This window comes from Paenibacillus sp. LX16, from assembly GCF_036252815.1.
Lineage (GTDB): Bacteria > Bacillota > Bacilli > Paenibacillales > Paenibacillaceae > Paenibacillus > Paenibacillus polymyxa_B.
In genome coordinates, this window is sequence record NZ_CP141152.1 from 2,560,641 (window position 1) to 2,572,863 (window position 12,223).

At 45.2% G+C, this 12,223-nt stretch carries 13 protein-coding genes; 8 read left to right on the forward strand and 5 right to left on the reverse strand.

Annotated elements, in window-relative coordinates:
- The first annotated feature begins 260 nt into the window (after positions 1 to 260).
- Positions 261 to 935 carry a phosphatase PAP2 family protein gene (locus T3H97_RS11530; protein ID WP_134902317.1) on the forward strand — a complete coding sequence of 225 codons (675 nt, stop codon included), beginning with the start codon at positions 261 to 263 and terminating at the stop codon, positions 933 to 935.
- A 41-nt stretch (positions 936 to 976) separates the two neighbouring features.
- Here the strand turns inward: T3H97_RS11530 and T3H97_RS11535 are convergent, their stop codons facing one another.
- Positions 977 to 1,627, reverse strand: coding sequence for an undecaprenyl-diphosphatase (locus tag T3H97_RS11535; protein ID WP_328802589.1), 651 nt, complete (start codon positions 1,625 to 1,627; stop codon positions 977 to 979).
- A gap of 147 nt (positions 1,628 to 1,774) precedes the next feature.
- Between T3H97_RS11535 and T3H97_RS11540 the strand changes: the two genes are divergently transcribed.
- Positions 1,775 to 2,485: a response regulator transcription factor gene (locus T3H97_RS11540; RefSeq protein WP_328802590.1), complete on the forward strand. Its 711-nt coding sequence runs from the start codon at positions 1,775 to 1,777 to the stop codon at positions 2,483 to 2,485.
- Positions 2,485 to 3,861, forward strand: a complete 1,377-nt coding sequence (locus tag T3H97_RS11545) for a sensor histidine kinase (RefSeq protein ID WP_328802591.1) — start codon at positions 2,485 to 2,487, stop codon at positions 3,859 to 3,861. Before T3H97_RS11540 ends, T3H97_RS11545 begins: the two co-directional genes overlap by 1 nt.
- Positions 3,862 to 3,942: 81 nt before the next feature.
- Here the strand turns inward: T3H97_RS11545 and T3H97_RS11550 are convergent, their stop codons facing one another.
- Positions 3,943 to 4,416, reverse strand: coding sequence for a C40 family peptidase (locus tag T3H97_RS11550; RefSeq protein WP_025721127.1), 474 nt, complete (start codon positions 4,414 to 4,416; stop codon positions 3,943 to 3,945).
- Between the two features lie 353 nt (positions 4,417 to 4,769).
- On the opposite strand from T3H97_RS11550, the gene T3H97_RS11555 reads away from it, so the two are divergent.
- Both T3H97_RS11555 and T3H97_RS11560 read left to right on the forward strand, forming a co-directional pair.
- Positions 4,770 to 5,783 (forward strand): glycosyltransferase family 4 protein, encoded by a 1,014-nt coding sequence (locus T3H97_RS11555; RefSeq protein ID WP_328802592.1) that lies wholly within the window; start codon positions 4,770 to 4,772, stop codon positions 5,781 to 5,783.
- A 26-nt stretch (positions 5,784 to 5,809) separates the two neighbouring features.
- A complete protein-coding gene (locus T3H97_RS11560; RefSeq protein WP_328802593.1) occupies positions 5,810 to 6,556 on the forward strand; it encodes a succinylglutamate desuccinylase/aspartoacylase family protein in 747 nt (248 codons plus the stop codon).
- A gap of 102 nt (positions 6,557 to 6,658) precedes the next feature.
- Here T3H97_RS11560 and T3H97_RS11565 read toward each other — a convergent pair whose 3' ends face one another.
- On the reverse strand, positions 6,659 to 8,002 hold the full coding sequence (locus T3H97_RS11565) for a sugar phosphate nucleotidyltransferase (protein ID WP_328802594.1): 1,344 nt from the start codon (positions 8,000 to 8,002) through the stop codon (positions 6,659 to 6,661).
- A gap of 59 nt (positions 8,003 to 8,061) precedes the next feature.
- Positions 8,062 to 8,898 carry a DUF6492 family protein gene (locus T3H97_RS11570; RefSeq protein ID WP_328802595.1) on the reverse strand — a complete coding sequence of 279 codons (837 nt, stop codon included), beginning with the start codon at positions 8,896 to 8,898 and terminating at the stop codon, positions 8,062 to 8,064.
- A gap of 208 nt (positions 8,899 to 9,106) precedes the next feature.
- Between T3H97_RS11570 and T3H97_RS11575 the strand changes: the two genes are divergently transcribed.
- Positions 9,107 to 9,982, forward strand: coding sequence for a YheC/YheD family protein (locus T3H97_RS11575; RefSeq protein ID WP_328802596.1), 876 nt, complete (start codon positions 9,107 to 9,109; stop codon positions 9,980 to 9,982).
- A gap of 86 nt (positions 9,983 to 10,068) precedes the next feature.
- On the opposite strand, the gene T3H97_RS11580 is transcribed toward T3H97_RS11575, so the two are convergent.
- Entirely contained in the window at positions 10,069 to 10,551 is a 483-nt protein-coding gene (locus tag T3H97_RS11580) for a DinB family protein (RefSeq protein ID WP_328802597.1), read from the reverse strand.
- 137 nt (positions 10,552 to 10,688) lie between these two features.
- Between T3H97_RS11580 and T3H97_RS11585 the strand changes: the two genes are divergently transcribed.
- The gene (locus T3H97_RS11585) at positions 10,689 to 11,237 is read left to right on the forward strand and encodes a CGNR zinc finger domain-containing protein (protein ID WP_328802598.1); all 549 of its coding nucleotides are present in this window, start codon (positions 10,689 to 10,691) and stop codon (positions 11,235 to 11,237) included.
- A gap of 195 nt (positions 11,238 to 11,432) precedes the next feature.
- Positions 11,433 to 12,212: an ABC transporter ATP-binding protein gene (locus tag T3H97_RS11590; protein WP_250261452.1), complete on the forward strand. Its 780-nt coding sequence runs from the start codon at positions 11,433 to 11,435 to the stop codon at positions 12,210 to 12,212.
- Positions 12,213 to 12,223 lie beyond the last annotated feature (11 nt).

Genomic DNA, 12,223 nt, shown 5'->3' on the forward strand with positions numbered 1-12,223 from the left:
AAGCGCCGTTCATGCGGACTTGTGATTCATTGTTTATGGATGGGTGTAATGGGTTTGGGATTAGGCTCTCAACTCATTCAACGTTGCATCGAAGACGCTGTTATGTTGGTAAAAAGGGAGTGGAAGTGATTACCAACAGGGATGCGCCTAATTCTTTTAATGAAATGATAAGAGAAAAGTGGGCAAAGTAAGACCTATATCTAAGCTAATGCTGGACTTTGTTTTATCACGTAATGAATATTATGGAGGAACTACAGAAAATGAAGCAAACATCAACAAAGCTGCCCATTTCCTTGGCTCTGCTCACATGTATAGTATGTGCATTCGGTTTTGGCTTAGTCGCATTATGGGTGAGTGACCATCAAGTTCGGCGTTTTGACCAGGAAATTATTTCGGCTATTGGACAACTGGAGTCGCCCGCCATGACCCGTCTAATGAAATTTTTTACCATGATCGGCAGTGGGATTCCAGTTGTGATCATCATTTTAATTGCCATGTTCGTGCTCTATAGAGTATTGGGACACCGCAGAGAACTGCTTTTTTTGGCGGCGGGTGTATTGGGATCGGTAATGCTGAACACGATACTAAAATTGCTTTTTCAGCGTGCGAGACCGGAGATTAACCGTATTATTGAAGAGAATGGATACAGCTTTCCGAGCGGACATTCCATGACAGCTTTCAGCATGTACGCAGCGCTGACATTTTTAGTGTGGAAGCATGTCCCTTCTAGGCTGGGGCGTATCCTTCTTATTGTACTCAGCAGCCTGCTGATTGTAGCAATCGGGACGAGCCGCATTTATTTGGGCGTACATTATCCGAGCGACGTTGTGGGTGGCTATTTTATGAGTGGCTGCTGGATGGCGGCTTGTATTTGGTTTTATCAGCGGTACGAAAAACGACGAATGCTACCACTTCGCTCCAAATCGACAGCATAACGGGTAGCATAAATAATAAAGCTTATAAAAAAGCAGACGCTTTAGCGTCTGCTTTTCATTTGGACAGAGGAAGTGTGTTCAGTCATCTTAGTACTGCCCTGTTTACCAGGCTTGAGCCCCAGCTTCTGCTCCCATTTTTGATAAAATATAATAGCCGCTTGCATGAAGATGCCAGGAAGCTTCCGGCTTCGAATGAATTGATGAACGCCGACGGCACAACCTGCACCAATAAGCGCACCTGCCAAAATATCCGAGGGATAATGCACTCCGGTCCACACGCGGGATACTGCGATGAGTACAGCCAAGATAACCCAGAGGACACGAAATTTTTGATGATGAATCCATAAAATGGTAGCCAGTGCAAAAGCTCCAAGTGCATGGTTACTCGGGAATGAAGCATTAGGATCATGATGAATAAGCTGAATGACTGAATGTCCGACAAAAGGCCGATCTCTGTAAAACAAATGTCCAAGGCCCCAACTAATTACAAAGCCGATACAAACCGTTATAATGGCTTCTAAAACTATCATCCGATGCGGCATTTTAAAGGTGAACCAGTAAATCAGCAAAGCCACTCCGAATAAATATGGTGCATATTGCGCCAAGAAAAGCATGGTTCCATTCAAAAAGGCGAGGGAATTAGCCAGTTCATTGATCCAGTGAAATAAAGCATAGTCTACATTAATTAACATGAATAAATTACTCCTTAACATCAAAAAATTGAATAACAAAGTTATATTATAGAGCGACTACACGGATAAAAGCTTAAAATCAAATAAAAAATGAATGTCATTTCCATTACTCATTTGTTTTTTCTATAGAAAATAGGTGGTTTTGCGATGGAAAAGTCGGTGCTGGTTATTGATGATGAAGAGAAGATATCCAGATTGCTTCAGTTGGAGTTGTCCCATGAAGGATATGCAGTTGAAATCGCACAGACGGGCAGAGAAGGATTGGAAAAAGCCCTAGCTGGTAAATGGGATATCATCATTCTGGATGTCATGCTGCCGGAGATGAATGGGGTCGAGGTGCTGAAGCAGATTCGAAAAGTGGACAATCATACACCAGTAATTATGGTCACTGCACGTAACACGACTCCTGATAAGGTTTCAGGTCTGGATGAAGGTGCCAATGATTACATTACGAAGCCCTTTGAGATCGAGGAGTTATTAGCGCGGATGCGGGCCAGTATGAGGCATCAAATGGAGCCAACAGCTACCGCTTTACAAGAAGACGATAAGCCGCTGTCTAGGCTCCAAGTGGACAGCTTGGTGTTGGAACGCAAGACACGGTTAGTGGTGCGGGAGGGCAATCGAATCGAATTGACGCCAAAAGAATATGATCTGCTTCTCTATCTGATGGAGCACAAAAATCAGGTATTGCAGCGGGATCAAATGATTCAGGACGTATGGGGATTTGATTTTGTTGGTGATACGAATGTCGTAGATGTGTATATCCGGTATGTTCGTAAAAAAATTGATCATGGATACAAAAAGAAATTGATAAAAACCGTGCGTGGCGTTGGGTACTGCATTCGGGAGGAAGACTAGTGAAGCTTCGGACCAAAATAACCCTGCTCAGTTCTATTTTAGTGATGTCGATACTCCTGTTTGTGGATGTTACAGTTCACCTATTGTTCGTCAAAATCGCTACGCGAAATGAAAGAGAAGTGCTGCAAAATAAATGGACTGAAATCATTGCCGAAACCGGACACACCATGATTCTGAAGAATGCATGGAGTCCAAAACTGAAAGATGAGCTTTCCGGAGATACTATTCTGAGGGTGTTTGATCAGCAATCCCGACTTCTGTATGAAGTAAGTCGCCAGTCCCGATTTAAGCTGGGCGATATACGTTTTAACACTTCACAAAGTTCTCAACTGACAGATGTACAGGGTCATAAAATTCTGGTAATCCATCTCCCTGTGCTTTCTCCAGAGGGTAATCAGAAGGGGACTCTGGAGATTGTTGAAAAATGGGATGCACTCGAAACCAATCTCGATATTTTAAATACGATTCTAATCACATCCACTGTAGGGGCTATGTTGCTAAGTTTGGTAGGGAGCACGATTTTGGCGAATGCGATATTACTGCCGATTTCAAGTAGTATTCAAACGATGCAGGAAATTGAAAGAAGCTTGAAATTCAAAAAAATCCCCGTTGATGGTCACAATCAAGATGAATTGTCCCAAATGACCGCTACTTTTAACCGAATGATGGAGAGATTAGAAGAAAGCTTTCAGAGTCAGCAGCAGTTTGTTTCAGATGCCTCACATGAGCTGAATACGACACTTATGATTATTGAGGGCTATGCCAACATGCTGCGGCGGTGGGGCACGCGCGATGAGGACATTCGTAAGGAATCAATTGAATCGATCTATGAAGAAACTCAGCGAATGCGTACGATGACACAGCAGTTGCTGACTCTTGCCTCCTCACAGCAGAAAGACCCTGAGCCGCATGAGAGGATCGAAATGATCGGTTGTTGTCAACAGGTAGTAGCGCATCTCAAGTCTGTACATGATCGTCAAATTTCGATTTTAACAGAAGAGAAAGAAATTTGGCTGGATGCCAACCTGACAAAAATGAAGCAGTTGCTAGTGATCCTGCTGGATAATGCATTAAAATACAGCTCGGATGAGATCGAAATAGGGTTATCTACAGATGAAAAGGATGTCTATATCCAAGTTAAGGATTATGGGATCGGAATACCTGAGGGCGAGATCAAGCGGGTCTTTGAACGATTTTATCGGGTAGATAGCTCCAGGCATCGTAAAACCGGAGGAACCGGGCTAGGGTTGCCAATTGCCAAGGCAATTACAGATGCCCATCAGGGTACGATACGCATGGAGAGCGTAGAAGGAGAAGGAACGGTAGTCATCGTCACGCTGCCTCAAAGACAACAGGAAAGGCTGTCCCTCCAGTAGAAATATCTACTCGCGGAACAGCCTTTTTATTGTTACTTGTAAGTTAAGCATTCGGTGGATGGAAATCATCTAAAATTTATGCTAAAGGACACGACGTGCTGTTGTGTAATTGCGACTCCACCATCCCGAATTTAGATCTGTAACCGTTACGCCGCCTTTACCATACGTATGCAGAATTTTGCCGTTTCCCATGTAAATGGCTACATGATGAATTGGTGCATAGAAAAAGACCAAATCGCCTTTTTTCAGCTGACTACGCGGTACGAAAGTGCCAACGGTTGATTGCTGTCTGGACGAACGTGGAAGCTTGATACCATTTTGTCCAAATACATATTGAGTGAATGAAGAGCAGTCAAAAGAGCTTGTATTGCCAGCTGGGGCTCCATGCTCATAACGCACGCCCATAAACTGGGAGCCTTTAGAAATAATCCGATCAGCTTTACTTGCCGAAGCAGCATGAGTGGTGGCTGGTCCGACGACGAAGCTCCCTGCGCTCAATGCCAAAGTCATAGTAAAGCAAATACCCATCCACAATTTTTTAGAAGTATGTTTCATATATAAATTCCTCCGTTATTCGTATTGTGTTGATGTCCTGAAATGACAATAACACAAATAAAATATCCGGAATTTACCACTCATGGTTACAAACCTGTTACCCCAACGCTTTGTCGTCATTTATTAGAAAACGATGAGAATTTTCTCCTTAATTTTGGCTTGACAAATTGCATAGACTCCACTTATAGATAGGCTCGTATGACAAAAAGCGACTTGCAGACGATTGGCACAAGCAATCACGCAAAATATACATACCTATATACTACAATTTATAACTTGTACGGGAGTATGCTCTGATTCCCGTTGACATTGTAAGGATCACACCGTATTTCCGGTCAGGAAGGGGAATTCGTATGGCTTCAAAGCAGAATAAAGCACTCAAAAAACGGCGTCTAACCATTGTTCAGGTCATTTCCAACTATCCCGATGCACAGCCGGTACCCTCCAACAAGGGCGGAACGGAAAAGGTCGTGTATGAATTAACGGAGGAATTGGTGAGACGAGGGCATCATGTATCTCTTTTTGCCGCCCGTGGGAGCAGGAGCAGCGCGCGGTTGATTCCCTATCCCAAAGGTTTGAAACATAGTCAGATCCTCCAATATGTACTCCGGCATATGCCTTCCGACACACATATCATTCATGATCATACCTTTCGTTCTGCTGTGGGGCGTAGGAAGCTACCTTGTCCATCGGTATGCACGGTGCATCTTCCAGTGAAGAGACACGGTAAAAACCCGGTATATGTCAGTAAACGAGCACGTCAGCTGATGGGCGGAGGTAAAGGATTTTACATCTATAACGGCATTAACACACATGATTACGAGTTCAGCAATGAGAAGCGCGGCTATTTGCTGTTCATGGGCAGAATCATACGGGAAAAAGGTGTATTGCAGGCCATTCAGGTTGCAGAACGAACAGGAAAAAGACTGCTTATTGCAGGTCCTATCAAAGCCCCTGTTTTTTTCCGTCAAGAGATTCAGAGACGAATTCAGCGTAATCCGAATATTCGGTATGTGGGGGCAGTGGGAGGCGATCAGAAACAGAAGCTGCTGAAGCATGCGGAATGTCTATTGTTTCCGACATTGTGGGAAGAGCCATTCGGACTCGTAATGGTCGAGGCCATGGCTTGTGGAACACCGGTGCTAGCATTAAAAAACGGCTCCGTTCCCGAGGTACTCTTGGGCTTTCCACAGTTGATTTGCAAATCAGTTAGCCAAATGGCACGAAAGGCACAGCAAAAAAATTATCCGTCACCAGCGCAGCTTCGTTCATATGTCAACCAAAGGTTTACCAACAAACAGATGACCAGCAACTACTTGAGACTATACCGTGAAATCATCCGTCGGCGAGAACAGAAGAGAGGGTAACGAAAGCCTGTACGGAGGTGATGGGGATGCAGGTCAAACGTTATATGCTTGGAAAGGGTTCTTCTTGGGCAACTCCTTATTATGTAGCGACAGGGGGACAGACAGGTCCGTGTGCGATGGTGGTGGCGGGGATACATGGTAAAGAAATAGCAAGCATACGAGCTGCTGAGAAATTGGTAAAGCTGTTGAATCAGCAAAAACTGCGATTTAGCCAGGGTAAGCTTATAATTGTACCGATTGTAAACCAAGAGGCTTACCGCAAACGGATTAGAGGAATACCTGATCTTAATCGAACCTTTCCGCGCAAAAAAAAGCAGCTGGCAACACAACCACTTTCCGTTGCTCTATTCAAATTAACACAAAAGCATCAACCTGAATGGTATCTCGACTTGCATGAGGCCAACGGATTGTCACAAAAGGATGCCAAGGTGCTTGGTCAAACGCTAATCTCCAATAAGGCCAATCCCGTGGTTCCTACGGTTCGTCGGATTATTAAGCGAATGAATCGCTCCATCCAGGTGAGCGACCGACATTTCAACATTCGGTTGCATGAGCTTCCAGGTTCCTCCCGCACTGCTGCAGCCCGTATTTTAGGTGCACGTGCGGTTACCGTGGAGACGGGTTGGAGCCTGCCCAAGAAAGTACGCATACACTATCAGTTGGAGATCGTAAAGCATTTTTTAAAAGAAGCCGGAATAGTCAAAGGCAACGAGGTTTATTTATCTGCCAAGGTTAGAACTGTTACCTCCAGAAAATATTGCATTACAAAATAAAATCGCTTCTGGAGCAAGGATTTTTCACCTTGCTCAGGAGCGATTTTTATGTGCGACCTTCGTTCAGAATCCGTGGCGTGCTGATATTATATCTATGTGTTGTCAGGCCTCGGATTTATAGAAGGCATTCACCAAGCTGTTCCCCAGACGTATCTCAATCAGCTCCAGTGGTGTATCCAGATCGGCACGGATCGTGTGATACGTATCAACCGGAATGCTAAATACAGAACCGCTTGCGGCAGCAAAACGTTCTCCGTTCAGCATGACCTCTCCACGACCGGACACAATCGTCCATACTTTAAGTCCACTGCCGTGAATACGGCCATTCAAGCGGTGATCTGGCAGTACCGTCAGCCGTATGGCAAGTATATCGTTCAGACTCCGATGATCAAATTCGTCCAGCACCCGGTAACTACCCCAAGAGGTTTCACCATGCATGGGGTGAAGCTGAAGTTTACCTAGCTGCTCCTTGATTACGTGGGCATGGCTCTTGGACGCAATGAGAATGCCGTCGGGACTCGCAGCAGCAATAATATCTTCCACGCCAATGACATGAATTGGATAGGGTAGCTCATTGACGATGTGCGTGCCACGAGTCTGCCCACTAATCTGTCCACGCCCGATCACTTGGCTGCTTAGCTGCTCTGTTAGAGCCTGCCAGTTGCCGATGTCGTGCCATTCGCCATCGTAGGGCAGGACGATGGCATGTTCGGCACGCTCTGCAATCTCCTCGTCGAAACTGCGAACCGGGAGGCTATCATACATTGCGCATAATGCTTTATCGTTCAGCGGCAAATAACTTCGCTCCATACAGGACAGCATATACCGTAATGTAAAAGCGTAAACACCACAGTTCCACAGCGCGCCCTGATGAATAAGCTGTTGTGCCCCGGAGAGATCCGGCTTTTCTGTGAAGCGGGCAACTTGCGCATAGGAAGTTTTCCCTTCCCGTATCATTTGCAGACCCGGAACGACATAGCCGTATTGGTCGGAGGGATGAGTAGGCCTTGTCCCAAGCATAGCCAGATCGGCTCCGCTCTCAAGCAATAAGCCGGAGAGCGCTGCTATGCTATGGAAGAAATTCTCTCCCGCAAACATGTCCGCTGGAGCAATGCAGAGAACTTCATCCAGCCCCGTGCCTCTGGTGTGAAAATAAGCAGCCGCCAGTGCAGCTGCGGTGAAGGTTCCCCGTTTGGCAGGTTCGCCTAGAACGGGCAAACGACCTTCTGTATGGCGAAAGGCTAGATTTACCTGACTCCGATGAGCCAGAAGCAGGGCTGAGGAATCCAGCCCGGCTAAGGTGAGCTGACGGTACACCCGGCTGAGCATAGATTCCTTTCGCCCGTCAGGAGCGGACAACAACCGGAGAAACAGCTTCGACCGGATTTCGTTGGATAGTGGCCATAGCCGTTTTCCGGCACCACCGCATAACAATACGATGCGCACGGACGTTTCCTCCTTCAATGCAGATCTTTGGACTGCATCATTTTGCAGGATTTTAAGAACTATTTTAGCGATGATTCAATCTTTGTTTTTGGAGTAAGCTGGTACACCTTGCGTTGATGAAAAGATAAGGAACGATAGCTCTTGGCCAAGACATCCAATTGTTTTTGCGACAGGGAAGAAGCCCGACTATGAATCGCTTTATTCAATGACTTGCGCAAAATCATCCGAGAGGGTTGATTGCTGTATAAATAGTTGGCATACGTTTCATATTCGGAAAACCCAAACTGTTTTGTCCGGTCTATACTGTGGATAATTGCGTTGTACCAAGGTTTTCCATGCCGGGCCTCGATAACTTGCTTGAGCTGGGTAAGCCGCGCTTTTTCAAAAAGCATATAGTGAGTAACAAAGGACTTTGGTGAGGGCGCTTTAACGCCCATCAACTTGTGATGGGTGCGAAAATACTCAGGCTGGCTCCAGCTGCGGTAGTAAAAAATCGTTTTTCCGTCTTTACGGAACGTATGTGGACGAATCAAAATCGTGTCCGCGTCAATGACGAGAAAAAAAGAGGCTTTACTGATTTTGTCGCCATTCATTTTGAGCAATTGTTGATACAGCCAGCCTGAGCGGTCCCAGCGCGTTGTTCCGTAATGAATATGTTTTTTGGTGATGGGCAGCACCGTTTTTTCGTCTATAAATGTACATTTCTTGTTTGCGCATAGACAGCGAATCCCGGTGCTTTGCGGTGAAACGATATAAATAGTTCCAATTCGGTGCTGAACGTGACGGCGCAGACTGTCAATCACCAGCGGTAGTGTGGCAATATCTTTATCAATTGCGGGAATCAGAACATCGATTGTAAGGGAACCCTCTCGTGGCCCATCCGATTGCGCTGACATGTTATTCACTCCCTATATGTGCAAATATACGCTCCCAGCGTCTCCCAATATCGTATGCTTGGACAGGCGTTTTCGACCGGGCAAGGTCAAACGTCCATTTCTATGCAGGACAGGGCTGATGAAGCTTCGAATGGGGAGTTAGCGCATACGATAGATTGATCTTTTTTAACAGGAGCGTTCTACCTGAAAGTAGAGAGGAGAGGGGCAAGTGAATTCTTCACAAGCGCAGGCGTTGCGCAGCAAATGGCATAAAACCCAATTGTTGCTCCAGCATGGCAGCATCAAACCTTATGTACCAGAAACTCGCAAATATAACAAAGCAAATTTGAAGTCAATGCTGGAGAAATACGGTATGGTCTATGTAAAACCCGAGCGAGGAACCTTTGGTAAAGGTGTAATGAGAGTAGAGCAGGAGGCCGGCCAGCGTTTCGCCTATCAATATGAGGAAACGCGTCAAGATTTTAAACATTTGGATGCACTATATACCAGCCTATCGAAACATACGGGGAAGAAAAGTTATCTCATTCAAAAGGGAATCCATTTGCTACGCCATCAAATGCGTTATTTTGATATCCGGGTCATGGTGCAGCGTAATGAAAAAGGGCTATGGGAGTCTACCGGAATTATTGGACGTCTTGGTCATCCCCGTAAAATCGTGACCAACTATCATAGTGGTGGTAAGCCGATGGCCTTGGAGCAGTTACTAAAATCCCATTTATCGCAAGGCAAGCAGGGGGAGCTGGTTAAGAAACTAAATGAACTGGGTCTTACCATCGCCAAACAACTACAAAAAACATATCCGAAATTCCGGCAAATTGGTGTGGACATTGGACTGGATCATCGCTTTATCCCGTGGATTATTGAGGTGAATACGAAGCCGGACCCCTATATTTTTAATCAATTAACAGATAAGTCCATGTACCGTAAAGTGTTAAGCTATTGGCAGCTGGCTAATGAAAAAAGGAAAGTCTCCGTCCCAAGCAAAGATACAAATAAAGATACAAATAAAGATAAGAATAAAGACAAGAGTAAAGATAAAAATAAGAATGTAATTAAAGATTCAAAAAAAGAAAAAATATCTTGACTAGTGGATTGCTTCATTGCCAGCAGTTCATACAGAAAAAAGGATGAATTTTTCATAATTCATCCTTTTTATTTAAGATTACATTTTTAAGCTCGCCAAGTCCCCAATTGTTTGCGTATAAGTACGATTTGTCCGCTATGATATGCATCGTGCAGCGTCCACCGCGATAATTTAGCACCGAGAGTGTCGGAGCCGAGAGGCTTATCTAGATCAGCATCATTCAGAGCAGTAATGGCGACAAGCAGTTGGTTTACAAGAGCCTCCGCTTCTTTCAGCGTCTCGTGCCATCCTTTATGGTCTTCAGCATCCCCTGGCGGACCGAATGTCTCATCGTTGCTTATTTCAGTTGAACTTATAGGTCGGTCAGTTAAACGTCTCAAAATACGCTCATTGTAATAATTAATGTGACGAACCGTTTGCCAAATCGTGTTTCCTCCACCTGGTGGTGTCCAAGTGGCCTCCTGTGTATTCACACCGTGAAGTGCTGCGGCAAGAGGAACAATCCATTCTTCCTTATCCCATGAATTTTCTCGTTGCAATACCAGCATATTTACTCGATCTCGGCTCACCTAAACCAACTCCTTTTGTAGGGATGTAACTAGCTAAACATAGGATAAATCGTTACAATTAACAATGTAGCATGACAAATTAAGATTTGCAACCAGTTAAAGTGATTTTAGTGGTTACAGATGGTGGGGGAACTCTTTTGAATACACTTTGGACTGATTTTGTAAACAGCGAATGGCACGATTGGAGGGGGAGCGGACGTTCAGAAGATCGTTTGTTGAAGCCCGAATGGCAAAATGAATTTCTTATGCGGTGGCAATTTACCGCTTCGGTCCCAGCCAGTGCGGAAGATATCGAAGAAATGCAAATTCTCCGGCGGGAATTACGTAGCCTCGCTGAGCACCTGACTTCTGGCGGACAAATGACAACTGATCTGGTGGATATGATTAACCGAAAGATGATGGAAGGGGGGCCGGTCACTCGCTTATTAAAGCAACAGGATGAGCATTTCAGCATTGTGCTGGAACCCGTGGCAAATGGTTGGAAAAAAGTGCTAGCAGAGGTTGTAGCCGATTTTGCCCAGACATTCGTCAATAGCGGCGGCTCCAGAATTCGTATTTGCGATAATACCGATTGCCGATGGGTATTTTACGATGATACCCGAAATCGGTCAAAGCGATTTTGCGACGATAAGATGTGCGGGAATTTGATGAAGGTACGCCGTTTTCGTGAGCGTAAGAAAAAGTAGATGGAGCGAGAGAATTTACATGAGCAGTACATGGTGAGCCCACTCCTATATGAACAATGGAGTGGGCTATTTAAAATTGAACAACCTGTGACCCTGTGCTATGCTTACATGAAAGAGAAGCTAGACGTACTAACGATGATCTTTACTATGCGTATAAACATCTGATGATACGATGAATAGAAAGGATGTACAGCCATGAATTCTGTCATTGAACTTAATAATGTAAGCTGGAAGAGAGATAACCGCACCATACTGGACCAAATCAATTGGCAGGTAGCTGAGGGAGAGCACTGGGCTGTACTCGGCTTGAATGGGTCAGGTAAAACAACGATGCTCAATATGATTAACGGTTATATATGGCCAACCACAGGTAGTGTCGGTGTATTGGGTCATACCTTTGGGGATGTGGATCTGAGGGAGCTACGCAAATCTATTGGTTGGGTCAGTTCCTCTTTACAGGAAAGAATTAATGGGAGTCAGCGTACGCAGGATGTTGTCATTAGCGGCAAATTTGCATCCATTGGACTTTATGATCAGACGACGGATACAGAGTATGAACAGGCCGTCCAACTTATGACGCAACTGGGGTGTGCTCATCTCGTGGATCGGTTGTATCAGGGATGCTCACAGGGAGAAAAGCAAAAAGTGCTTATCGCCCGCGCATTAATGGCCTCGCCCAAGCTACTGATTTTGGACGAGGCGTGTAATGGTTTGGACTTTTTCTCCCGGGAAGCATTGCTGGATAGCATTCGCCAGTTATCGGAGTCGCAGGCTTCACCGAATTTACTGTATGTTACACATCATATCGAAGAAATTCTACCGATGTACACGCATACGATTCTAATCCGCCGGGGCACGGTATTTGCCAAAGGTAAAACGACTGATATTCTGAGTAGTGACACGCTTAGTGCTTTTTTTGAAACGCCTGTACAAGTAGAATGGAGACAGGATCGTGCATGGCTCTCTATGGTGTAGAGAGTCTTTTT